Below are 25,553 nucleotides of genomic sequence, written 5' to 3'. Positions count from 1 at the left end.
TGCAAACGATTGGTCTGCCTGTCGTTCTATTGCACTCATGTACGGGCCCTCCTTTAGAATAATGCGCGGTCTTTGTCGTACCGGCGAACAGCATAGTTGACTGTCATAATGGTGATGAATCCAAGCACGGATTGGAATACACCGGCGGCTGCCGACATCCCCATATCATTGGACAAAATCAATGAACGGAAGACGAAGGTATCGATGACATCTGTTGAGGAGAACAACATCCCATTATTGCCTACCATGTTGTAGAACATTCCGAAATCGCCGCGGAATATATTTCCTACTGCAAGCAGGACCAGGATAATGATCGTCGGGTACAGATTCGGAATCGTCACTTTCATGATGCGCTGGAAGATATTCGCCCCATCAATCTCCGCTGCTTCGTACATCTCGGTATCAATGCTTGTGATCGCGGCCAAGTACATGACTGTGCCATAACCAAGACTCTTCCATGCGGATACCAGTACGAGCAGATATGGCCAGTAGGCTGGTGTGTTATAGATATCGACCGGCTCCATCCCGAGTCCTTGCAGCAGTACATTGACCGTGCCGATGTCATAATTCAACAGGTTATAGGCAATCGCGCCAACGACGACCCACGAGATGAAATACGGAAGAAACAATGCCGATTGAATGATTTTGCGGAACCATTTGCCTCCGACCTCGAACAACAAGATCGCAGCAAACATTTGCAACGCGTTGTTAATGACAATGAAAGCAATATTGTATAACGCCGTATTCCTCGTTACTCGGAATGCATCCCCTGATTCGAAGAAAAATCGGAAGTTATCGAATCCATTCCAAGGACTCCCGAATATGCCCCCAGCATAGTTGAAATGTTTGAATGCAAGCACGATGCCGCCCATCGGAAGATAGGCGAATAGAAGATAGAACAACACGGCAGGCATCAGCATCAACAGCAGAACTTTGTATTGCTTGAGATCTTTCCAGAATGTACGTAAAGTCATCTGTGCTCCCCTCCATGAATCTATTATACTTGCGGCAAAGATACAGGATAATTCAGCGGTTCAACTAAACCTTATACAAAATCAACGATTGGTTAGGTTTATACAAGGTGAAACGGCTGCGCCGTCCTTTGGCGGCGGGACGCGTTTCGTTCCGGGCATTCTAAACACAGATAAGTTGCAAACTTAAAAATGCTTAGAATTAAATAAAAACCGTTCCTCGGGTGCAGGGGGGATGATGCCCCTACCTCCAGAAGGAACGGTTTTCAAATTTTGCGTTTCTTGCGATACTCGCTCGGAGACATGTTTGTGTACTCCTTGAACTGCCTGTTGAAATAGATAATATTCTTATAGCCCACTTGTGCCGCGATTTCATACACTTTTTTGGTAGGGTCCTTGAGCAGATCGCATGCCCGCTCCATCTTCAGCTCATTTAGGAAGTCGCTGAACAACCTGTTTGTTTCAAGCTTGAACAACTGCCCGAGATAATTCGGCGTAAAACCAAAGTGGGCGGCAACCTCGCTCAGGGTGACCTTCTGGTCCAGCCTCTCCGTAATATAAGCTGTAATCTCTTCAATCAGCTTTCGTTTCTGTTTTTGCCGCTTCATGTAGAGCAGCTCCGACAATTCGAAGAAGCGTCGTCTTAGCCACGAAATGATATCCTCGACCGTCTCGAACTGGAACAGCACGAAGGGCTGATGAGCGTCCCAATTAAGCATGTCGTACAAATGTTCATTCATTTGCTGCAGATCGGCATGCAGCTTGGAGGTGATCCGAATAATGAGATCGTACATCTCGTTCTTCTGCGTATCCCTAACAAGCAGTTCCATGAGACAGTCGTCAATAACCGTCAGATTGTATTCGAGCATGGCTTGCAGCATCCGATCAACAATTTCTTCGAGATTAGATGCCATCTTCTCTTTGGGCTGCCATTCCTTCGCATCATGAATCAATCTGTTCTTCCCGATAATCCACTTGATGCTTAGTGCGGCCTGCGCCTGCCTGTAGGAGTCGTGCAGCTTGTCGAACGTATGAATATAGCCGCCTCTGCCTATCGTAATCGAGAACGAAAACGTCTTGTAGAACGCTTGAATCAGATCCGAGAGTACCGTAGAGAAATAGGCATCCTTAACGGCGGCAAGGACGATAAAATGATGATCATGCGTCACCATCACCGTGCCGGCACGATGCTCCTCCATGTATTGACGGATGAATTGCCCTGCTTGGTTGATCCATTTGCGTCTCTCTTCTTCTGTGGTATGTTTGATCTTCCATTCGATATCATCGATCTCGATCATCGCAACCGCCGTCCCGCATGACAGCATAGGCTCCATAAATCCGCGTATATGAATTTCGGCTTCCTCCGGCGCGCCTTCATTGAACCATCGAAGCAGCAGCTCCTGATTCACCAACGACATGGTTGCTGCGAACGAAATTTGCCGTTTTCGATGCTGTTCGATCTTTTCGCATACGCCTTGCAGAATCGCTTCAAGCTCTTGATCCTCAACGGGCTTCAGCAGATAGCCATATGCGTTCAATTGTATCGCCTTCTTGGCATATCCAAAGTCCTCATGACCGCTGATAAATATAAAATGAACATCCTTGTTGATCTCTTTGGCCTTCTGAGCAAATTCCATCCCGGACATAATGGGCATATTGATGTCCGAGAGAATAATATCAATCGGATGCTGCTCCATCAGCTTCAATGCCGCAAATCCACTGGAGGCCGTGCGCACACTGGCGAATGAGGCATAATCGGTCACTCGCCGTCTCAGCCATTCCAGATCCACCGCTTCATCATCCACCAGCAGCACGTTAATATCGCTGTTAAACATCTCGCCCTCCCCCTTCACCTTCCCGGACATGTACAGGATCCACTGGCAGAATAAGCTGAATAGTCGTACCACAGCCATAATAGCTGCCGATCCGAATGCCAAAGTCATTGCCGTAGATTAATTTAATCCGTTCTTCCACGTTCTTCAGGCCGTAGCCGCCGCTCGACTCCGAATTCGAACGCATCCCCCGGAGCGTGTCTTGCCGCATCCCGATGCCGTTATCAATAACGTTTAATTCGATGCGATCGCCAGCTCGTTTGCCGCTAATCCGAATGGAGATGGTATCTCCGAACCATGCATGCTTAAAGATATTTTCCACAAATGGCTGCAAAATTAATTTGATGACCGTCACGCCCAAAATTTGAGGGTCAATGTCATAATAAACCCGGAAGGCGTCCGCATATTTAACTCTTTGAATGTCCAGATAGGTCTTGATTTGCTCCAATTCCTGCTCGATCGAAATATAGATGCGTCCATCGTTTAACGTTAGTCTATAAAATCTGGATAAGCCATGCACCATCTGGGTAACCTTCTTCGCTTCGCCCATATTAGCCAAGCTGCCGATGGTCGACAGCGTATTATAAAGAAAATGCGGATTGATCTGCGCTTGAAGCACATCCAGCTCTGCTTGTTTCTTCTGGATACCTTGCTCGTACACATCCCGAATCAGCACCTGAATGCTCCCGGCCATCTGGTTGAAGGCATCGGCGATATAAACAAATTCATCATTGCCGCTAAAGCCGATTCGTTTGTAGAAATTGCCGTCCTCAAGCGACTGGACCATCGTAATGATCTTCTTCATTCTTTTGCCAGAAATACGTGCAACCAATAATCCGATCAACGCCATGACCAAGAAGCTAATGAGGCAGACCGCACCAATGGCTTGCTGCATGCTCCGCGCATCCTTATTCAAGTAGCTGCGCGGCACCCATGTTTCGATGAGATAGTTGGAGCCCGTAATATAATCGCTAATAATCAAATAGGAATCTTCGCCAGCAACTTCGTTCACCGTGCCTCTTTCGTAAAGCTTCTCCCCAGTCGAATCGTCCATTAAACGCAGGGCAACCCCTTGATCGAGCGGGAAAGCATCGAAGCTTCCGAGCAGCTCGTCGAACCTGGCTGTGATTCGGACATAACCAATCAGCGATTGGTCGCCGTTCGAGGCATACAGCTTACGGACATAGGAGATGTTGCCAAGCTCACGGTCCGTATCCAGCTGCAGCCATATTTTGTCCTGATTAAGGGAATTAATCGACCTGAACCACTGTGTATGCTCGACGTTCCGATAAGATAACACGTAATAATCACTTCTATTGATCGGTGCTGACATATCGTCGCCCTCGATTTCAAGCATCTCGTCGTTCATCACATAAAGCACGAGTCGCAGCTTGTTCCCTAGCAGCTGCAAAGGAGCTTTCATGTATGGCACGATATCATCCTTCAAATTAAGCATGTTTTCCCGCAAATCTCCATGAAATTGAAGGGCGTTCTGGAAGGTCGTATTCAGGAACAACGAATCCGTAAGCCGTCTGATTTCTTCCATCTGGTACTCCAGATTGCTCTGCGTCTGCTCCAGCGCGGTTCGAATGTTCGTCTCCGCCATCTCGGTTCTGGATTGTACGAGCATTGTATAAGCGATATAACCAATCAGCAGATCCGTTAGCAATACAAGAACGAGATAAGGAATCATCGTTTTATACGTAAACGGGATATACTTCTTTTTTGTCAGGAATCTATCCATCTGTATGGTCCCCTTACGATCAGGTTCATGCTACATGTCCTATTGTATAACGCTGCGTAAGCGGTTACTAGTTTGTGCACAATAGCACCGTCCTGGTTCCTTCCTTCTTTCATTATAGGATCGGAGGCTGACGTGCAATATGGAGTGGATCAACGAAACCTAATACTAATTCAATGATTTCTATGATTTCATTGGTTTATTCCATCGAAATGATCCCATCGAGACCTATCCCATTCGTTGAATAACCGCAGATTATACCGATTCTTGACCGCTTTTGTAAATTTACGTTGACAAGATGTGTAATTGAGATAAAATTATGTTTATGTTTAATTCCGATAAAACATATGGGAGTTCGTATATTTTCATTTTACACATTTTATATTGAGCAGCAGGAGGTACCAAGTTGATCGAAATCCGGAACGTCACGAAACAATTCCAATCCCGTGGCCATAGCGCTCCGTTCACGGCTCTGGACGATGTCTCCTTATCCATCGGCAAAGGCGAGTTCGTTTCTTTGCTCGGCCCATCGGGATGCGGCAAGTCCACCTTAATGAATCTCGTTGCAGGACTTGAACAAGCGGAGAAGGGCTCCGTCGAGGTTGCCGGCAAGGGGATAACAGGACCAGGACCTGATCGGGTTGTCGTCTTTCAAGAGCATGCGCTGTTCCCTTGGCTGACCGTCCTGGAGAACGTCGCTTTCGGCCTTAAGCAGAAGGGCATCGGCAAGAAGGAACGGACGGAGCTTGCGATCGAACAGATTCGATCCGTACATCTTAGCAAGTTTGCCGATCGTTATCCGCATGAGCTGTCTGGCGGCATGAAGCAACGGGCTGCCATTGCGCGCGCACTCGCGATGGATCCGGACATTCTGCTGATGGACGAGCCGTTCGCTGCACTCGACGAGCAGACTCGTCTCATTCTGCATCGCGAGCTTGAGGACATCTGGCTGCGCACCAAGAAGACGATCCTGTTCGTTACACATAACATTCGCGAAGCAGTTATGCTTTCGGATCGCGTCGTCGTCATGTCAACGCGCCCGGGAACGATCAAGAAAGAATTTCATGTACAGGCCGCAAGGCCTCGCCATAAGGCGGACTCCCTGCTCCATCACGTAGAGAATAACATCATGGAATGTCTGCGGGACGAGCTTGAAAAAGTTATTAAGGAGGAAATGGGCGATGAATACAGCCTTAAGAAGGACGCTGTTTCTAGCGATTCTTATTCTGGCATGGGAAGCGGCATATAGACTGATCGGCTGGCCTTCCTGGAAGTTTCCTTCAGCGCTTCAGACCTTTGAGACGCTATACGATGGATTCGTTAACGGTAACCTGATCGAAGCGACCTACAGCAGTATGAAACGGCTCATTGTCGCATTCGTTATCTCCATTACCGTCGGAACAGTACTCGGCTTCTTATTTGCCCGCTATCGGTGGCTGGACGAAACACTTGGATTCTTGGTTGTCGCTTTACAGACAGTACCGAGTATCGCTTGGCTCCCGTTCGCAATCATCTGGTTCGGCCTTAGCGACACTTCGGTTATCTTCATCACCGCGTTAGGCGCGACCTGGACGATGGCGATGTCAAGCCGAACGGGCATTATCAATATACCGCCTTTGTATACCAAAGCAGCTCAAACGCTCGGAACCGGAACTGGTCTACGTATGTTCTTTCAAGTTATGGTTCCCGCTTCATTCCCTCACCTGATTACCGGATTACGGGTCGCTTGGGCGTTCGCATGGCGCGCGCTTGTTGCGGGTGAGCTTATTGCAAGAGGGGTTGGCCTTGGCCAGAACCTGCAGGCTGGGCGCGACCTCGGCGATACAGCACTTATTCTTTCTGTCGTTATTATCATTGGTATTCTGGGGACGATCTCCGATCACTTCTGCTTCAAGAAGCTGGAGGAGAAAATCCTTGTGCGTTACGGCTTAGCCGGCGCTAAAAAATAAATCACATGAACGAAAGAGGTAAGAAAATGAAGAAGATATTCAGCTCTGTTACAGCTATTATCCTAGCGGCGACCATGTTGACCGCTTGTGGCGGCAACAATGATGGCACTAGTTCGTCCACAGATGAAATCACTGTCCGTCTTGGCGTGTTCAAGAACGTTACGCACGCACCAAGTTATGTAGCGATTGATCAGGGGTTATTCCAGAAAGAGTTTGGCGACAACGTGAAGATCGAAGTCCTTTCGTTCGACAACGGCTCTGAGTTTTCCACCGCACTTGCAACTGGAGAAATTGATCTTGGTACGGTCGGTCCCGGTCCATCCACGAACCAATACTTGAAATCCAAGAACTTCCGCGTTGTCTCCGGTTCCACTAACGGAGGTGCAGTACTCGTTGTTGGTAAGGATTCCGGTATTACCGATGTAAAGGATCTGGTTGGCAAAACAGTTGCGATCCCGACCAAAGGCAGCACAAACGAAATTTCCCTTCGCCTTCTTCTAGAGGAAGCTGGACTTAAAGTAACAGATGATAAGAGCGGCGTACAAATTATTGCTCGCGCACCAGCCGACACACTTGTTGCATTGCGCCAGAAAGAAATCGACGCAACTCTAATTCCAGAGCCATGGGGTACGCAAATTGAGAACGAGGGCATCGGTTCCATCCTGGTTGATTGGGATAAAATCCCTCCAAACAATGGCGATTATCCACTTAGCATTATGGTAGCAAGCGACAAATTCATCAAGGATCATCGTGATCTGGTCAAAGCTGCTATCAAAGCAAACAGTCAAGCGATCGACTTCATCAAGAACTCGCCTGACAAGGCATATGTATCCATTAACAACCAGTTGAAGGCATTGACGACTAAAGAAATGGATGTTGAGCTGATTAAGGCTGCACTTTCCCGTTTCAACATCACTTCCGAGATTAGTCTAGAAGCAATTGAAGAAATGGCGAAAGTATCTATTAACGCTGGATATATTAAAGATATTACGCTTGATACACTGGATCTGAGCGAATTCGTCGACTTGTCCATGCTTGAAGAAGTGAAGAAAGAGTCGTAAGGAGTACCTGACATCATGAGCAAAAAAATCGTAAACAGCGTAATTGAACTAATCGGCGACACCCCTGCGGTACGAATTAATCGCCTGGTCGGTCCGGACGACGCCGAGGTATACGTCAAGCTTGAGATGTTCAATCCGAGCGGCAGCGTGAAGGACCGTGCCGCTTATAACTTGATCGCGCAGGCTGAGTTGGACGGACGGCTTCAGCCCGGCGCGACAATCATCGAGCCTACGAGCGGCAACACCGGCATCGGTCTCGCCATGAATGCGGCAGCCAAAGGCTACAAAGCGATTCTTGTTATGCCTGATAACATGACCAAGGAGCGCATTAATCTGCTGAAGGCTTACGGTGCGGAAGTTGTGCTGACGCCGGCTGCAGAACGTATGCCTGGAGCGATCCGCAAGGCGGAGGAGTTGCACGCGCAAATTGCTAACAGCTTCATCCCTCAGCAGTTCGAGAATTCAGCCAACCCGGACATCCATCGCACAACAACAGCTGTTGAGATCATGGAGCAGATGGACGGCCGACTTGACGCCTTTATCGCTTCCTCCGGAACAGGTGGAACGATTACAGGCACAGGTGAAGTACTCAAGGAGAAGCTGCCGGGCATCCGTATTCTCGTAGTAGAGCCACAGGGCTCTCCCGTTCTCTCCGGCGGCCAACCCGGCCCGCATAAGCTTGTCGGCACAAGCCCCGGCTTTGTACCTGCCATTCTTAACACGAGTGTCTACAACGAGATCATCCAGGTCGCAGACGACGATGCGGTGCAGACAGCTCGCGACCTCGCTTCTCGCGAAGGCATCCTCGTTGGTCCGTCCGCAGGCGCCACCGTCTGGGCAGCGCTACAAGAAGCGCGTCGTCTGGGCCCCGGCAAGCGAGTGCTATGTGTCGCGCCAGACACGGGCGAACGTTACTTGAGCATGGGGATCTTCTTCTAATCAAATGGATAACAAACACCGCGGTCCCAGATTGGGCCGCGGTGTTTGTTGTGAGGTGAACAGTTTCGGTAGCAGAACATACAAATCCATAATTTCAACTAATCACTCGCAGCTATTTCACGAATCGCTTATCATTCATAAATTCCTCAATCTCCACCTTATGAGGGATGGACGATTGAGCACCTGCCTTTGTAACTGCAAGGGCAGCAGCAGCAGCAGCAAAGGTCAGCGCCTTCTCCGTTCCAAGACCGTTCACGCAAGCCGCCGCATAAGCTCCTATAAACGTGTCTCCTGCCGCAGTTGTATCAACTGGCTTGACTGAGAAAGCAGGCACCGTCATACGAACTCCTTCCGCCTCTGCAAAGAAGCAGCCTTGCTCTCCCAGCGTTACGATGACCGAGGAGGCGCCTTTGTCCAGCGCCCATTCCGCAGCAGTCTGTGCCGACGCGACATCCTTCACGTGTATGCCCGTTACTACCGCCGCTTCCGTTTCGTTCACGACAAGCGTATCCAGCAGCGGGAACACATCATCCGGCAGCTCTCTTGCCGGGGCCGGGTTGAGCAGCGTACGTACGCCATGCGAACGAGCGCTGTGAAGTGCCGCGACTGTGGATGCCCAAGGGATCTCGTTCTGCAGCAGGACTGCGCTCGCGCCTTCCCATTGTACGGATACCGAAGCGTCCGCCTCCGACACCAATCCGTTGGCTCCAGCCGATAGGATGATGTTGTTCTCGCCATCTTCATTCACCGTAATCAACGCAATACCCGAAGTACCCTCCTTGCGGCCGACCGCCTTCGCATCCACGCCCCGCTCCTCGAGCGAAGCAACCAGCGTATCGCCGAACGGATCGTTGCCGACCGCTCCGATCATAACGCAATTCGCGCCCGCTTGAGCGGCTGCCACCGCCTGATTCGCTCCCTTGCCGCCCGGCACAAATGCCGTGCCGTTGCTGTGGATCGTCTCCCCTGGCTGCGGAAACTCTCGAACCGTGCTTACGACGTCCATATTGACGCTTCCAATAACGAGCAGCTTACTCATTGTTGCAGCGCTCCCTTCCCATGCCATACATTATTCCGTTACGACACGAACATCTCGTATGATGTTCTCCGCCTGACCTAAGCTGCCGAAGCCGAACATTCCGCTTGCGAATCTTGTGTCCTTATACGTCAGTATGGATTTGCCGTTCACATACAATACGAATGTATCGCCTTCCGCGACAAGCTTCAAACGGTAAGACTCGCCGTGCTTCCAATCAAAGTTTGCACTAGCCAGACGTTCTATGCCGAAGTCTTGACGAACAAACGATACCTTGCCCTCGCCATCGAAGCCCGCCCAATAATGACGTTTAATGCCTTCCGCTCTCGTAATAATTCCGTGAGTATCACCAGTCACAGGACTCAACGTCGCTTCCACAACAATTCTGCGCGCATAATAATTGCCGGAATAAGCGGAGCAGTCCGTCTCACTTGTATAATGCAGTGCTCCGTCCATCAGCTCCCATTGTCCGCGATGTTGGGAGAATGGCGTAATAGAACCGAACTCCTTGTACTGCTTAGCAAAATCTATGCTATACTCTGCAGCGCCCGTAATGTGGAAACGTCCGAGGTACAGACTGCCAATTGCCCGGCCGACAAGCGGCGAATCGCTTTCGATCACCCAGCCCAGCTCGTCGATCAGAGCACCGTCCGTATCCGGAATCGTGAACACCGTTTCCGTCCAACCGCCATTGACAGGCGTAACAGCTTCCAGAGTAATCTCTTCCTTTGTATGCGTATTGCGTACATACGGCGTCAATCGAAGCGGCTGTCCTTCCCATTGATCCAGATAGAACTTCGCTCTCACCTGCTGTCCTGCTGCTGCCAGCAGTGCGAATGATGGCTTATACTTCTCATCGTTGAACTCCTCGCGGCGAAGGAACGGCTTCATGAACAGCTTGCTGCTGTCGCCTGCCACCAGGCGGTCGAATACGACCTCGAGCGCACCTCTGCTGCCCGACGTATGGTTCGCAGAATGGCGCATAACCGGCGTCTTGAACGTATTGCTCGTACGGAAGCCATGTGTAGAGCCTGGCAGATCGAAGTCGAAGTATACTTCGCCTTGCTTTACCCGGGATACGAGATCATCAGGGGCCTTCTCACCGTTCACACGATAACCAAGCAATGCGAGCTCCTTCGCAAATGTTGGGAAGTCCACATGGTTCAAGTAACCCGACACGCTGGAAGCCACGATGAAGTCATTGACCGGCTTGCGGTAATGCGCAGATATCCCGTCGAGACCGACCATCACGCCAAGAATCGTGCCTACGTTACCTGCGTTGCAATCAGTATCCCAGCCGCACATAGAGGCAATCTCTACCGTGCGCGCGAAGTCGCCTGCGCCGTACAGCATCGATAGCACGCACACGCCTGCATTCGGAATGATGTGGCAGACGCCCGTATACTTGTCATAGCCCCAGTTCTCATCGAGGTAATACCAGCATGCACGGAAGTCATCCGGGTTCTCGCGATGGAAATCGACAACGGCATGTACTACCTTTGCGTACGTGCAATCCTGAGGAATGACGGATAGTCCAGCAGCGATCACTTCGTCGACCGATTGTGTTTCGAACGCTTTGGCAATACAAGCTGCCATGAACCGCGCGCCGTACAACCCATTGCCGTCATGAGATACGCTTGCCGCTTTCTCCGCATAGTCGGCTGCTCTCTCCATATTGCCCGGAAACAGAAGCCCCCATGAATCAATGAAAATCTGACCACCGATCTGCTCGGCCATTATCAGTCCGTTCACTTCAATCGAACCGGAGCGAGGAGCCGGAATGCCTCTCTGCAGATTTAGATATGCTGTGTGCTCGGTGCTGACATTCTCGCCGCCCCACCAGAACATGCCCATGCCTTCTCGTGCGTAATTCAGCCATGCCTTGCCGACATCATCTGGAGTAAGTTCTCTGTTAACCGCATCATCATAGAGCGCACGGACAAAAAAGATCGGACCGTTAGCATCGTCGTCTGCGGAAAACGTCTTATAATCCTTCACATACGTCCGGATATCGCCATACACTTCACGAATTCGGTCATGACTCCAAACCTCAGGTTCGATCGGCGCTCCGAGACGGATGCCGATGTTCATCCCCAGGAAACCAGCATATATCGTTTCTACATATTTTTCAGGTATCATTTCTCTACACTCCCGTTCCTCTTGATGCTTAGCCCAGCAGGCTTCTTCTCACCTCGTGCGCCCGAAGATCCTCTCGAATGATCTCCTCCGCTACGTCGCTGAACGAATCAGCAATCGCGAACAAGTCCAGTCGGTTCACTTTATTCAGCTGTTCAATATCCACTTGCTCGATTGGCTCGCAGCCATACATCGCACCCATAATAACGCCCGCCATAACGCCGATGGAATCGGTATCCCGGCCCGAGTTAACTCCGTCTTGAATGGTGCGGTAATATTCCCCGTCATTCAACACCATGAAAGCTAGCGCCATCGGCAGCTCTTCAATCGACCATAAGCGGCTTGGCGTATAATGGTTGCTCGGCACGCCGACCTTGTCGATATGACGATTGACGTCATCACCCATTGGCGAATATTTCAGCATAATCTCCTGGAATACCTCAATTACCTTGTCCATGTTGTCTCGCTCGCCGCGAAGCTCTCTCGCCGCTGCTGTCATATCTGCAATCGCAGCTTTCGTACCATCCTTTGCGAGTGCAATTGCCGTATCGACAATATCGTCCACAGTTACGCCTGGCTGGAAGGCCTTCGCTACGCAAGCGGCGAGCACGCCCGCCGCCTCCAATCCGTAGCTGCATTGATGGCCCATAGCGAACAGAATCGCTTCATCATAAGCCGCTTTGGGATGACCAGCATTGACAATCCCGATCGGAGCGATGTACATCGCCGCTCCGCAGTTTACCATATTGCCGATGCCGCCCTCGCGAGGTTCGCAGTTGGCGAGCACATGGCGCATGAAGATATATTTTTCCGGGTAGAACAGTCTGTCCATGATGAAGGTCTCTTGATCAAGCTCCGGCACGAAAGTCTTGCGGAACGCAATTTCCTTCACGAATTCGTTGCCCATGTCGTAAGCGTCCAGATGTCGGCGCTCCTTCTGATACACTTGGATGAGCGCAACTGTCATGAGCGTATCGTCGGTAATAATACCGTCGCCCCTAACTCGTCCCAATCTGGCATCTGCCGGCCAGTCCATCTTGTGCCAGCGAGTCATAATCGACTCTACCCGCCCGTATTGGGACTTGATTGCTTCATACGTCAGCTTTTCAATCGGCGCTCCCATTGCGTCGCCCAGCGCGGTCGATGCGACCACGCCTCTTACTCGATCACGAAACGAAATCATGGCTTATTTCCCCTTACCTCACTTATTTGATGTTCTCGTTAGCGTATTTCGTCACTTCAGTGCCGCCTGCCGCATTCCACTCTTGTACGAACTTATCGAATTCGGACAGCGGTTTTTTGCCAGTGATGAAGTCAGTTGCATATTCCTTGTACAGGTTGTTCATTGCATCCCAGTTTGCTACGAATTGCTCTGGAATAATGAAGTTGTTATCTTCAGTGTAGAATTCGGATGCCAGCTCAAGCGATTTCGCTCCGGACTCTCCAAGAAGCGGAGTTTTGAGCGGCGTTTCGGAATTCATGTCAATCGGCTCCCAGAAACGAGCGTACCATTCGCTGTAATACTTATCGTTCAGCTCGATTTGACCATCAACCACGGTGTAATGCTCGTTCTCGATCCCCAATCTGTCCAGCATTTGACCTTTCGGGCTAGCCATATAATCGAATACTTTGAACGCTACGTCCTTGTTCGCCGACTGGGAAGAGATCGCAAGACCACGGGATTCCTTCGTTACATCCGTTGCGCCGAAGCCTTGTGCTGCACCTTTCGCTGGCGGCAATACGACCAGTCCTGCGCCTTCGCCGTTCAGCTCTTCCATTCTGCCGTCGTACAGGTCGATAATTTTGCCTGCTGTGCCTGTGATGACTGCAGCCTCGCCTTTGTAGAAGGCATCTTCCTTCGTATCCCACTGCTTCGTAATGAATTGCGGGTCAAGCAGGCCCTCGCTGTAGAGCTTGTTGTAGAATGTAAGCTTTTCTTTCTCGTTCTGCGATACTTTGGCATATTCGTATGTGCCGTCATCCTTCTTCAGCCAAGTCGTATCTAGACCGAATGCGGAGTTGAAGATAAAGTTGATTTCTGCCAAATCGCCTGCTGCTGTCAGTGCGTAGCTAGGCTTGTCGCCGCCTGGCTTCTTCTCAACCAGCTCTTTGAAGAAAGCATAGTAGTTGTCGATCGTTGGATCAGCCGTTAGCGCCTTGGAGCTCTCCATCGTGTTGAACCAGTCCGCACGCATCACAGGTGTTTTGGACGCCACAGGTTTGATCCATAGCAGGTATGGGTAGCTCGCCATTCTCGTTGCATTATGCGGCTCTATGATGTCCTTAACATAATTCGAATTCTCGATATACGGCGTCAGATCCTCAAGCAGGCCTTGCTCGGCAATCTGTTGGTCACCGCCTTGGAAGTAAATAATGTCCGGAATCGTGCCGCCAAGCAGCAACAGGTTCAGGTTCTCGGCATAGCTGCCTTGAGCCAGATCAACAAGCTCGAAATTCACATTCAGACCTTCGTCTTTCAGAAGTGCTTGCTCCAGCGTGTCGAAAAACTTCACCGATACCGGATTAGCTGTGCCTTCATCCTTGTACACGATCTTCAGCGTTACAGGTTCGCCGCTTGTATTCGTTCCACCGTTGCCTTCATTCGTATTCGTATTCGTATTCGTATTGGAATTGGAGCCACAAGCAGCTAACATGCTAACCATTGTTGCAGTAATGAGTACCAAGCTGATTTTTTTCATCGTTCTCTCTCCTTAGAGGTTGAATTGGTGTCCTTCCAGACAAAATCTCTAATCCTTGACCCCGCCCTCAAGCGCGCCTTTTGCATAGAATTTCAGAATAAACGGATATAGAATCAGCAGCGGCACAATCGCAATGATAATCGTGCCTGCTTGCAGGGAAGCGAAATCAAAGTTGACGGAGCTATCGAACAAGCCGTTCTGGTTGCCGATAATCGACGTATTGTCCTTCCGTACGACGAACTGACGAAGCACGACCTGAAGCGGCCACTTGGACGGCTCCGAGATGTAGATCGTTGCTCGAAAATATTCATTCCAACGGAACACGCCGTAGAACAGACCAAGCGTTGCAAGTCCCGCTTTCGAGAGCGGCATCACGATGCTTGAATACATGCGGAAATGTCCTGCGCCATCAATCCGAGCCGCCTCCATAATCTCTTCCGGAATGTCTTGGAAGAAGCGCATCAATATGAACAGATAATACACGTTGACAGCCTTGTACAAAATCAGGGCGGTCAGCTTGTTCATCAGGTCCAGATCCTTCACCAGCAGGTATTCAGGGATGAGACCCGGCTCAAATACCATGATGGCGATCAAGAACAGCAGCACGATTTTCTTCCCGACAAAATCTGTCCGAGCAAGAACGTAAGCCGCCATCGACGTCAGAATCAGGTTAAGCAGCGTACCGACAACCGTAATCCAGACCGAGTTCAGAATACTTCCCGTAATTAACGGGTTCGAGAAGAGCAACTGGTAGTTCATCAGTGAGAAGCCTTCCGGAATAATATCCAGACCGCTCATCAAATGAGCATTGCCAGGTGCAGTCAAGGACAGCGCCAACAGATTCAAGATTGGAATCAGCACTGTAAGCGTGGCCAGAAAGAGTACAAAATAGATGATAATCTTTGAAATTTCCAGTCGTTTCATTGCTCGATTCCTCCTTTACCAGACGCCTTTGCCCGAGATGCGCTTAGAGATAAAATGTGTGCCAAGAATGAGCACGATGCCGATTGCGCCTTTGAACAAGCTTGCTGCTGTTGCAAATGCGAATTGTCCGTTGCCGATACCAATTCGGTACACATACGTATCCAGAATATCCACGACACTGATGACAGAATCATTCATGAAGTTGAATACTTGGTCGAAGCCCGCATTCATGAAGAAACCAAGGTTCAGGATGAATACGGTTACAATCGTGCCATATAAATGCGGAAGTGTAATTGAGATCATCTGCTGAACACGCGATGCTCCATCGATCTTAGCCGCTTCATATAACCCAGGGCTGATCTTCATAATTGCCGCCAAATAGATAATGGAATCCCATCCTGCGCTGCGCCAAATTTCCGAAACAACGAACACCCATCGGATATACGTTTTGCTCGTCATGTAATCCACCGACGGTATACCGAACCATTGAGCGATCAAATTCACAGCTCCGTCAAGCGGATTCAGCAAGCTGATCCAAATACCTGCGATAACGACCCATGACAGGAAGTGAGGCAGATATACAACCGATTGCACATATTTCCGATATTTCGATCCGCGCACCTCGTTGATCAGAAGCGACAGGAAGATCGGAATCGGGAATACAAAGATCATCTTCATCAAGCTAATGATGATGGTGTTCTGCATCACCGACGCAAAGGCCGGGGAGCTGAACAGCACATTGAAGTGCTTCCAGCCGACCCAGACGTTATCCCCGAGAATCCGGTAATCCTGGAACGCCAGCTTCATACCATACAGAGGGATGAGATGAAAGATGAAGAAGTACAGCATTGGCAAGGCCAGCATCGCATACAGCACCCAGTCATGCCCCATTCGTTTCAATACTTTCATGTTAACCCTCCTTCGCGCAGTCGATCTCAAGATGCATGAGCGGAGCATGCTGCTGCGCGCCGTATACGTCGCGATCTCCAACTGTGCCGGAGGAAATATCGCGTGCGATCGTAATTTTGAACCCTAGCGCTTGGTCAAAAAACACAAGGTGGTGAATGTGATGCTCCGAAATACCGTACATCTCGCAAATCGTCTCTTTTGTAATTCGCCCGGATGCCTTAACCTTGCGGTAGTTGTCTTCGGAATCGAACAATACGTCTAATGTAAGCTCGAAGGGGCCGGAGTTCTTGCTCCTGAGCACCTTCGCCAGCTGGCCGAGTTGTGTCACGTTCTATCCTCCTAAACCCTTTCGCGGGAAATGATTCATACCTGCTCGATGCGGAAGCGGTCGTCTGTCATCTTCATGAGATGGTACACGGAAAATTCATATACAGGACCGAATTCAATGTCGCTTGGCGCGAACGGAAAGGCGAGATTGCCTGCCGTCGATTTGCGTCCCTCATAACCGTAATGCAGGAATGTCGATCTCACGGTTGCACAGATGCTGTTCGCGAGCTCCTGCGTCTTCGCTACAACCTCGAACATAACGCCAACCTCATGACCGTGGAACCGTTCCGGCTCCTTATCACCTAGCACACCGTTCTTACCGTAGTTATAGAATTGAATGCTGTAGTCGGACTGTGGAATATCGTCAAAATAATCCTGAGCCCCCTGCTTAACCAGCGCCTCCACTTCCTCCAGCTTCCCGATCAGAATCGGGTCGCGAATTCCAGCGAGGACGAAGGTCCGATAAGCAACAAGTCGCGCCCCTTCCAGCTTGATATAATACTCCTCTGCCGGAATGTAGCGGCTGCCCTTCACTTGCACAACGCCTTCTTGGACCTCTATGAAGCTGCAATGCTCCAGATCAAGCGTGAAGCCAGGTCCATGCAGGATGAATGGATGCTCCTTCTCGTAGAAGGTATGTGCTGCCACGCTTGTCGGGCTGCACTTCCGCGCCGGATTCATCGATTGCACGAGGAACGAATCATCCGTAATTGTGCCTAGAATGCTGTCCTTGGTCGTACCTGGTTCGGCGCATAACGCTCCACATTCCAATATCTTGCCCAAATGATAAGACAAGCCAGCATCTTTCCCGTGATAAATCCCAATCGCTGCGAATGGCGATGGATCATAAGCGCGGCCGCAGATAATAATATCAGCACCGCCGCGAAGAGCTTCGACGATCGGCTCATGGCCCATCTGGGCTACGATGCTGTTCGTTTCTCTAACCGCAGTGTCGTCCAGCTGCGGAATATTAGGACTCAGCGGCTTAATGCGACCTTCCGCCTTGGCTTGCAGCACTTCCTCTTGCGTAAAGTCTGCCCAAATAATCGAAATCTTCGCCTCTAATCCTCTATCCGCCAATATTTCCTGAATGATCTCGAGCGTCCAATTCACATGCTTCTGTGCACCGGATCCACCAGCCGAACCGATAATAATCGGAACACCGCGCGGAACACCGTGTCGGATCATGAGATCCAGATCCTTCTTGGCAGCGCGCTTGCTGACGATCGATACGCCAGCGCCGAGCTTATGCGGACCTGCATCAGTAGATCCTGCATCAACCACGATGCCATGCAGCTCATACTCCATTCCTCTTACGAAGGATTGCTCCGGAAATCCGTATCCAAGCATACCGCAGGGTGATAAAATCCGAATGTCTGTGTTCATATGAGATACCCCGTTTGAATTCAAATTTACCAATTTGGATAATTGGGTGGTCCAATTAAGACGGAAGAGGGAATTAACCTCTGTCCGAATCCTATATTTGCACGTAATTTCTTTGGATATTCTCCTTGACCTTGCCTAGGTGATACAGCAGCGCAAGCTTCGCTTTCACGGGATCATGCTCCTTGATTGCTTGTACGATAAGAGAATGCTCCTCGTAAACCTCGCTCTTACGACCCGGAATCTTACCGGTCTTGTTAAGCGTCCGCTGCAGCATATCCATATGCAGCTCGATCATATTGATCAATACCACGTTATGCGTCGCTTTCGCGATGGATAGGTGAAAGGCTTGATCCGGCTTGGAGCGGTCTTCGCTCTCCTGATCGATCTCTCCCCACCTCTCGAATGCCGCTTCGATCTCCGCGATATCCTCGTCGGTGGCCCGCCTCGCCGCCAGCTCCACGATCCCTGTCTCGAACAGCTCCCTGGCCTCCAGCAGCTCCATGATGGTAGCTCGCTCGATATTGTCCAGAATGCGGTTCTTGTCCTCTGCGACGTCGAGCGCTTTGCTCAGATAACGTCCTCCGCCTGGCTTCGCATCGATCAAGCCTTCGCGCTCCAGAATGCGGAATGCCTCCCTAAGCGTACCTCTGCTGATGCCGAACGCCTGAGACAATTCCCGCTCCGTTGGCAACACATCGCCAGGCGCCAAGTTCCCTTCGAGGATCAGCGATTTGATCTGATCGATCACGTCTTCGTATACTCTGTGATATTTAATCCGCTTGATGGTCATTGGAGTACCCTTTCATTATTTATCATTTGCTAGCATTCCATGCATAGCCATTCCATTATTATATACGATCTGACGGTAATCCATCATCGTTCTTTCGTTCTTCATAAATTGGGTCATCCAATTAACCACTTCCTAAGAATACACACTTCACCTTGGCTATGTCAACCCCGAAATATCGCTTTCATTTCCTGCCACTTCCTGCCCAGATCGATTCTTTCATACAAGTGTCCGCCACTATTACCGAGTTAAATACGCCTGTTATATAGTCAAACTCGCCATCGAACGAATGTCAAAAAAGGCATCCACTCCCCCAAAAATAGGGTTGGATGCCTTTTTTTCTTTGCCTAATTCACCGAAGTAGAAAAATAATCGTCATAGACCTCGGCCAAACGAACAAACAAACGTTCGTGCATACATGTTTGCAGATCGGTATAAGCGCCTCCAAAATCATCATCGAGGAGGTTTTCCGTTTCATACGGGTCGTTTTGGGTATGAATCAGGCGGTGGGCCTTGATGACAGAATTCCTTTTCTCGACCGCGTAGAAATAAGTACCGTCAAACAAAGCTCGCCAGTTGCCGACGCCAAGCAAAACATCCTGTTGGCAAACGCCTTCCCCGCTAGTCATCCAGGAAGCCTGCGATACGCCCGGCAAATTCGTTTCAGGCTTTATTCCTGCCAGTTCAAGCAACGTGGGCATCATGTCCACCGAATTGATAAGCGCGTCCGTCCCCTTTCCCGAAGGAACCCCTGCCTCCGGCCCCCACGCGATGAATGGCGTACGGTAAGCATTCTGGTACGGCAAGCTCTTTTCGCGCAGAAAGTTGTTACTCAACATGTCGCCATGGTCAGATGTAAAGATGACAATCGTATTTCGGGATTGTCCCGTCCGCTCTAGACAAGCCATTACGCGCCCGATCTGCTCGTCAAGGCAAGTGATCATCGCGTAGCATTCCTTCAGAAATATGCTGGTAAGCTTGCGGAAGCGTTCAGGCACATTCGGATCCAGCATCAACTTTGATTCGTCATACCTATCCAAATACCGCTGCGGGAGCAATTGGGTCAGCAGCGACTGAGGAAATGTGCCACAAAATCTGAGCGGGTTGGCGACATTCAGCATCTCTTCTGTCAATCCAAGTTCCAGACTCTTGTTCAACTCGCGTATATATTCTCGCGTTGCCGGCAGCCCGTACAAGGCCGGCATCGTGGCAATGTGCGGCTCGCTGTAATTCAATTGCATAAGCCAAGGCTTGCTTCGATGATGATGCTGCTCGATAAAGTCCATTGCGATTTCGCTGCGCACTTCGGCTCCGTATCGACCGTAATATTTCGTGTCCAGCATGCCCAGGTCGTCATATATCGGCGTATCCCAGTGATGGTCTCCACCCGTTCCGTACCAGTGTTTCCAGCCGACTCGATGCTCCGGCCTTACCCATCCGTCCTTGTCCTCGATCTCGTCCAGGCCGAAATGGGATTTGCCGACAAAACAGGTTTCATACCCTGCTTCGGCAAAATACTCCGCCACGCCTTTGAAACTAGGCTTGAATAAATCCGAATTGCTCCTAACCCCATGCTGGTGTGGATATAGACCGCTTTGCAAAGTGGCCCTATAAGGGGCGCAGACGGGCGACGCAGATACGCTGTTGGTAAAGGTTACGCCTTCCCGCGACAATCTGTCGATGACCGGTGTTTGTACATCCCGGTTTCCGTAGGCGCCAACCGCTGTTTTACGCAGTTGATCGGCCACAATAAGCAGTATATTCGGTTGACTCAACGGTTCTCTCTCCTTGTCCCGGAATCTCAGAATTCGATCGGCGCGCATAGGCAAATGATCATTCCATGGCCGAGCGCTTTTGGAAGCCTTTAATCTCGATGACAGGTTGGGTCAATAAGTCTGTCTTAACTGATTGAGCTTCAAAAAGCAGCCCTTTTTTCTCCACGCAAGTGACCGTCATCGCCATTGATTCACCAGGGAACAAGCTTTCGTACGCACCATCAGCGATCAGCCAGAACCGGTCACTTCTTTCTTCCGGATAGAGATGCAAGGCAACCTTAGCACCTGAATTTGTAATCCGGCAACGATAGTTGTACTCTGTCCCATCAGAACTCTCGTGCGTCCATTGTTCAACCCATTCTATATCAAGTCTGGAGTCCTCTAGTTCCAGCGCAGGCGCATAAACGGTCTCATCGCGAATGGAGAATATATACAAGTTGCGGTGTCCGTTAGGGGCAGCATCTTCTAACGTCAATCGTACAAAGAACAGCTCCTCTCTCGTTTGCGGCACTTCGAACACAAGCTCGCCGATCTCAAGTGCCTTGTCCGCTTCGGAGACTCCCTGGAATTGCTGCTCGTAAAGCAGCTCCCCTTGCGCATTCAGCACTTGGGCAGTCACTGCGGATTGCTCCGAGCCTCCCGTGCGATGAACATAGACGCCTCCCTGGAAGATTTCTCCGGGCTTGTAATGCAAGCGGCGGTAATCAAGCGATACATGATTGGGCGAGAATGCTTTTTTGGCGGAATAATAGGCCATTTTCCCCTCACCGTAATAATCGACCAGGTTGGTGCAGGATACGTTTGGCCAAGGTTCGTTTAATTGCCAAATAATGCTGCCGCTATTCCGGAACTTCCGCCTGCGGTTAGCCTCCAATATAAAACGCAGTCCTTCCGACTGGATCCATTGACTGCATGCGACGAACGTCTCAAGGTCAGGCACGGCCCCGAACATGTTCAGCTCACGGCTGTAGGTATCCCACCATTCGCCATGATGGCGCCACACGCTGTTATTTTCCATAGTCGCAGGAGCAAGATGCGCTTCGCTCAAAAATTTCCGAATGCTCTTCGCCGCGTTTAATCCATCGACTCCGAACTCGCTATGGAATAGATTATCCGACTCTCCATACAGCTCGTAATGATTGGGATTCCCTTCATACTTCCACCATCCGTGTATATCGTGGCTTACGCCCTTCTCACGGGTAATATGTTCGACAGGACCGGAGGCTGAGGTAGGCAGGAACAACCGCTGCGAGTCGTAGGTTTCGACCAGAGCCTTCAGCATCGCGAGATTCTCATCTTCATAAGTAGACGGTACCCGGGATTCGCTCATCAGCTCGTTGCCGCCGCTCCAGACGCTCAAGCTTGTATGATTCCGACGATCCTTAAGCGCCGCGATAGCAGATTGCTCCAACAACGCAAGAAACTCCGGCTGCTTGGAAGGAATATTATCGATGCCTGAGCTGGATTGAATAAATTCCTGCCAGACCATAATGCCATGCCGATCGCATAAGTCGAAGAATTCCTTCTTCTCGACAATTCCCCCTCCCCATACGCGAATCATATTGATGTTGGCATGTTTAGCCAAACGAATGATCCATTCATATCTAGATAGACTGACATTGCCGTACAAATGATCTAGCGGCGTCATATTGACGCCTTTGATATATACTTTTCTTCCGTTAATGACGACGGTATAAGGGAGCGCACCCTTGGGGCTGTCCACGTTGCTGACGTATTTCAGGCTTCGAATACCGACCTTGTATATTTTCTCGTCGAGCAGTGATTCTCCATGGCTTAGTCGAATACGCACCTCATATAAAGGCTGAGCGCCGTAACCGCTCGGATACCACAATTCGGGAGCATGGACACGAAGCTCTGTTGAGTGAGAGCTGTCGTTCGCAGGTATGACCGTCGTCTGCTCTCCTGCCCGATTGCCCGCCGGATCCGACAGAGTCACGCTGATTGTCAACGGTCCCGACACTCCGCTACAAGAGCGAATATCCGTCGATACCGCTATAATGCCTTCCCCTTCGGCATCCACATCTGTTCTCACATAAACATTGTCCATGGAATGAGATTGATGAACCCTGAAGACGACGTCTTCCCAAATCCCTATGTTGACCAGCCGTGTCGAGAAATCCCATTTATAGTTGAATCGGCTTTTCTGGGTAAAGGTCTGCGACGTTTTCCCGATTTGCGCCATCTCATCCGGCACATGCTTCATAATAATCATGAGCTGAACCGTATCTTTTTGCTTAAGCAACTCCGTTACATCCATAACGGCAGGGTGGAACATACCCTTGTGCTCGCCAAGCAACTGTCCGTTCATATAGATAATCGCTTCGTAATCCAAGCCTTTGAAGACAAGCTCGACTTTCTCGCCTTTCATGTCTGGCCGTGAAAATTCCGTTTTATACACCCACCAGCGATGCTCCACCCATTCGCACAGAAGGCTGTTATTATCTTTGTACGGATTATCGATCAGCCCCGCCCGGAATAGGTCGTAATGTACGCCCCCCGGAACGGTAGCCGGCATCCAATCCGTTACTCCCATAAGTTCCATACCGGTTTCCGCGCTGTTTCGCAGCATCGGCACCCAAGGCCAGAACCCTTTTACCTGCCACTCCATGGCTGACAAAGAAATTTCCACCTTCGCTTCTCACCTCTTCTATTTGTATTCCTTGCGTGATGTTAGGTCCTATGAACGCAAGCTCTTCCGATATTCATTCGGCGACATCCCCGTCTGGCTCTTGAACACTCTCCGGAAGGTCTGCTCCGTATATCCAACCTTCTCCGCAATACTGTAGATCGGGTCATCCGTCTGTTCGAGCTGCTTCTTCGCTTCATCTGCCTTGATAGACGACACATATTGCAAGAAATTCTGTCCCGTCTCCTTCCGGAATAATCGGCTGAAGTAAGAAGGATTCAAGTTCACCTGCTCTGCAACGAGATTTAAGGAATGATCCTGGTCAAGCGTCATCGCGATATATTGTTTGGCCGACTCTATGATTTGCTTTCCTTTACTTTCATTTTCCCGCTCGATGAGCAGGAAGCAGGAGATAATCCAGTCTTGCTTGAACCACTGTTCAATCTCCGTGAATGACTGTGCATGGAGAATTTTTTCATATCCGTTTTTGTTGAGCAGCTCGTTAACCGCTTCATAAGAGAAATAGTTCAGCCCTTGAATCATAGCATCGTACAGCATCAAGAAGATTTGTCGGTAGGTCTGATCCGAATAGGTTTTCAGACGAATCGCATCCACGAACTCGTTAAAGCTGTTTTCAACCTCACGCCGATTCGCGCTGCGAAGCTCCTTCACGATTTTTTTGCTTATATCAAAAGGATATTCGAACCGATCCCTCACTTTTATCACATCATTTATATCTATAATTTGATCTTTCTCCCGGATAATGCGATACTGCAAGGCTTCTATTGCTTCCAAATACGAATCCCTGAGCTCGAGCACGGATTGTCTTATTTTTCCTAAACCCAAGGTGGCCGGGAATTTAAGATACGTTTTGATCGACATAATTAATGCCTGCGTAATCTGCTTGGTCATTTGCTGGGCTTGGGCATCGCTCGCATCTCGAGGATAATACAAGATGAAAATCGATTGATTGACCTCGAATCTCTTGAACGAATCGCCTTCCAGATGATAAGGGCGAATTAATTCCTCAAAGATATTAGAGATCGCCGCATGAACCAATGCCTCGTCTTCCTCTTTGAAGCTTTTGTACGTCAGATATTCTCCGGCATCGACAATAAAGACAACACACTTTTGATTATGGGTAATTTGGCGCCTATTCAACAAATCAGGCAGATCTTTTTTCGATTCGGAATAATAACCGCCCAGCAATGCGGACAAAAACGATTTTCTCAGCACCGGTTCGTTTTTCTGTAAATCCTCTTTGAGCAATTGCCATCTAGAACGCAGCCAGGTCCATTCATCCCTGTTCTCGATCTGGCCCTCCTGCGTATAATTTTCGGCTTTCAACCATTGATAAATAGGGGCATACAGCCTCTTCGAGTTGACGTAAAGAATGACTCCGCCCGTCACAATAGCCAGCAGACTGATCAAGATAGTTATCCATATAATGTCGGCTACAAATCCGCCCTGGGTATTCAACGGAAGCAATAAAGCTGTATAATAACTGGTCTTATCTGATTGGATATATAGCGCGGTCAGATTAGAAGGCTTATCCTTCCAACTATCGAATGGCCGATCATTGCCCTCAATCCATTCCATGCCCTTCTCTGCTTGACTCTCGGAGATGTCCCCCTGTTTACTGCTTAATATAGGCTGGAGCTCAGCATCCAAAAAGTACAAATCGCCCCATTCAATAAAATCAATGTCCCTTAAAATATCAGCAAACGCACTGTGATTGATATGCACAGTCAAATAAGCCCGAGGCGTCTTGGAGAAGGCTGGCAGCGCGATCGTATAGGAAACCACTCGGTAATTGGAGCCCATCTGGTACTGCCATTCGCCAACTTGTACGTGCTTGGGATAATCCGTAATCCATTCCTGATTAAGCTTGGTAATATATCGGTCTTGGAACAACACCGCGTTGCTGTCGACGAAAAAAACCGACACGCCAAAACTGCCGTCAATGGATTGATTGAGCAAAGCAAGCTTTTCTTGTGCGTCAATCAATTGCTGGGAGCTTAACGATCTACCGCTCGCTTGAGCTGCCCTGGCAATATCCGCATCAAACAATAGTGAATACAACGCTTTCCTTGCTGACTCCAATCGTTCGTCCACACGCGATTGCAGTTGGCCTAACATATTCATTCGGGCTTGATAATTTTGTTTCTCCATGTTGCTGATCGTTATATTGTAGCTAATGGAGGATATCAAAATAATGGGCACCACCACCGATACAAGCCCATATCCAATCAGTCTATAGAAATATTGCTTGGAACGTCTTTTTTTCAGCAGATGCTGTAATAAGCTAATCATCTTCCCCCACCTTTCCGTCGTCCGGCAGACGTATAACCCTTGCAGGACGAGGTGAAGGTTAAGAACCGCCTCATATAGCAAGCTCGTTGTATGTGTCGTTATGAGAAAATCCCTACTATCG

19 protein-coding genes are annotated in these 25,553 nt (G+C 49.6%); 4 read left to right on the top strand and 15 right to left on the bottom strand.

Translation table 11 applies throughout. From position 1 onward, the window contains the following. Positions 1-53 precede the first annotated feature (53 nt). The 3 genes from ACX1C1_RS09750 to ACX1C1_RS09740 form a co-directional block, all read right to left on the bottom strand. Positions 54-974, bottom strand: coding sequence for an ABC transporter permease (locus tag ACX1C1_RS09750; protein ID WP_458956885.1), 921 nt, complete (start codon positions 972-974; stop codon positions 54-56). A 263-nt stretch (positions 975-1,237) separates the two neighbouring features. Then, complete coding sequence (locus ACX1C1_RS09745; RefSeq protein WP_458956884.1) at positions 1,238-2,806, bottom strand: response regulator; 1,569 nt, start codon at positions 2,804-2,806, stop codon at positions 1,238-1,240. Next, the gene (locus ACX1C1_RS09740) at positions 2,799-4,547 is read right to left on the bottom strand and encodes a sensor histidine kinase (protein WP_458956883.1); all 1,749 of its coding nucleotides are present in this window, start codon (positions 4,545-4,547) and stop codon (positions 2,799-2,801) included. Before ACX1C1_RS09740 ends, ACX1C1_RS09745 begins: the two co-directional genes overlap by 8 nt. A 403-nt stretch (positions 4,548-4,950) precedes the next feature. Between ACX1C1_RS09740 and ACX1C1_RS09735 the strand changes: the two genes are divergently transcribed. Genes ACX1C1_RS09735 through cysK form a run of 4 tightly spaced genes read left to right on the top strand, consistent with a single transcriptional unit; the run spans position 4,951 to position 8,493 of the window. Further along, on the top strand, positions 4,951-5,793 hold the full coding sequence (locus ACX1C1_RS09735; protein ID WP_458956882.1) for an ABC transporter ATP-binding protein: 843 nt from the start codon (positions 4,951-4,953) through the stop codon (positions 5,791-5,793). Next, positions 5,726-6,493 carry an ABC transporter permease gene (locus tag ACX1C1_RS09730; protein WP_458956881.1) on the top strand — a complete coding sequence of 256 codons (768 nt, stop codon included), beginning with the start codon at positions 5,726-5,728 and terminating at the stop codon, positions 6,491-6,493. Before ACX1C1_RS09735 ends, ACX1C1_RS09730 begins: the two co-directional genes overlap by 68 nt. Positions 6,494-6,519: 26 nt before the next feature. Then, complete coding sequence (locus tag ACX1C1_RS09725; protein ID WP_458956880.1) at positions 6,520-7,554, top strand: ABC transporter substrate-binding protein; 1,035 nt, start codon at positions 6,520-6,522, stop codon at positions 7,552-7,554. Positions 7,555-7,569: 15 nt separating this feature from the next. Beyond that, complete coding sequence (gene cysK, locus ACX1C1_RS09720) at positions 7,570-8,493, top strand: cysteine synthase A (protein ID WP_458956879.1); 924 nt, start codon at positions 7,570-7,572, stop codon at positions 8,491-8,493. Positions 8,494-8,605: 112 nt separating this feature from the next. Here the strand turns inward: cysK and rbsK are convergent, their stop codons facing one another. The 12 genes from rbsK to ACX1C1_RS09660 all read right to left on the bottom strand — a co-directional run bounded on the left by rbsK (position 8,606) and on the right by ACX1C1_RS09660 (position 25,432). Next, on the bottom strand, positions 8,606-9,532 hold the full coding sequence (gene rbsK, locus ACX1C1_RS09715; RefSeq protein WP_458956878.1) for a ribokinase: 927 nt from the start codon (positions 9,530-9,532) through the stop codon (positions 8,606-8,608). Positions 9,533-9,562: 30 nt separating this feature from the next. Further along, positions 9,563-11,668, bottom strand: coding sequence for an ADP-ribosylglycohydrolase family protein (locus ACX1C1_RS09710; RefSeq protein ID WP_458956877.1), 2,106 nt, complete (start codon positions 11,666-11,668; stop codon positions 9,563-9,565). Positions 11,669-11,696: 28 nt separating this feature from the next. Next, positions 11,697-12,848 (bottom strand): ADP-ribosylglycohydrolase family protein, encoded by a 1,152-nt coding sequence (locus ACX1C1_RS09705; protein WP_458956876.1) that lies wholly within the window; start codon positions 12,846-12,848, stop codon positions 11,697-11,699. 22 nt (positions 12,849-12,870) lie between these two features. Continuing rightward, the gene (locus ACX1C1_RS09700; RefSeq protein WP_458956875.1) at positions 12,871-14,364 is read right to left on the bottom strand and encodes an extracellular solute-binding protein; all 1,494 of its coding nucleotides are present in this window, start codon (positions 14,362-14,364) and stop codon (positions 12,871-12,873) included. 48 nt (positions 14,365-14,412) lie between these two features. Continuing rightward, positions 14,413-15,288 carry a carbohydrate ABC transporter permease gene (locus tag ACX1C1_RS09695; protein WP_458956874.1) on the bottom strand — a complete coding sequence of 292 codons (876 nt, stop codon included), beginning with the start codon at positions 15,286-15,288 and terminating at the stop codon, positions 14,413-14,415. 15 nt (positions 15,289-15,303) lie between these two features. Then, positions 15,304-16,197 (bottom strand): ABC transporter permease, encoded by an 894-nt coding sequence (locus ACX1C1_RS09690; protein ID WP_458956873.1) that lies wholly within the window; start codon positions 16,195-16,197, stop codon positions 15,304-15,306. Position 16,198: 1 nt separating this feature from the next. After that, positions 16,199-16,525 (bottom strand): DUF4387 domain-containing protein, encoded by a 327-nt coding sequence (locus tag ACX1C1_RS09685; RefSeq protein WP_458956872.1) that lies wholly within the window; start codon positions 16,523-16,525, stop codon positions 16,199-16,201. A gap of 35 nt (positions 16,526-16,560) precedes the next feature. After that, positions 16,561-17,910: an acyclic terpene utilization AtuA family protein gene (locus ACX1C1_RS09680; RefSeq protein ID WP_458956871.1), complete on the bottom strand. Its 1,350-nt coding sequence runs from the start codon at positions 17,908-17,910 to the stop codon at positions 16,561-16,563. A 91-nt stretch (positions 17,911-18,001) separates the two neighbouring features. Further along, positions 18,002-18,700, bottom strand: a complete 699-nt coding sequence (locus ACX1C1_RS09675) for a FadR/GntR family transcriptional regulator (protein ID WP_458956870.1) — start codon at positions 18,698-18,700, stop codon at positions 18,002-18,004. Positions 18,701-19,044: 344 nt separating this feature from the next. Further along, on the bottom strand, positions 19,045-20,472 hold the full coding sequence (locus ACX1C1_RS09670; protein WP_458956869.1) for a sulfatase-like hydrolase/transferase: 1,428 nt from the start codon (positions 20,470-20,472) through the stop codon (positions 19,045-19,047). A 58-nt stretch (positions 20,473-20,530) separates the two neighbouring features. Then, positions 20,531-23,101, bottom strand: coding sequence for a glycoside hydrolase family 2 protein (locus tag ACX1C1_RS09665; protein WP_458957645.1), 2,571 nt, complete (start codon positions 23,099-23,101; stop codon positions 20,531-20,533). Between the two features lie 69 nt (positions 23,102-23,170). Next, positions 23,171-25,432: a helix-turn-helix domain-containing protein gene (locus tag ACX1C1_RS09660; RefSeq protein WP_458956868.1), complete on the bottom strand. Its 2,262-nt coding sequence runs from the start codon at positions 25,430-25,432 to the stop codon at positions 23,171-23,173. Positions 25,433-25,553: the final 121 nt, after the last annotated feature.

It is taken from the genome of Paenibacillus sp. strain BS8-2, from assembly GCF_054483835.1.
This window is presented reverse-complemented; position numbering and strand designations above follow the sequence as displayed.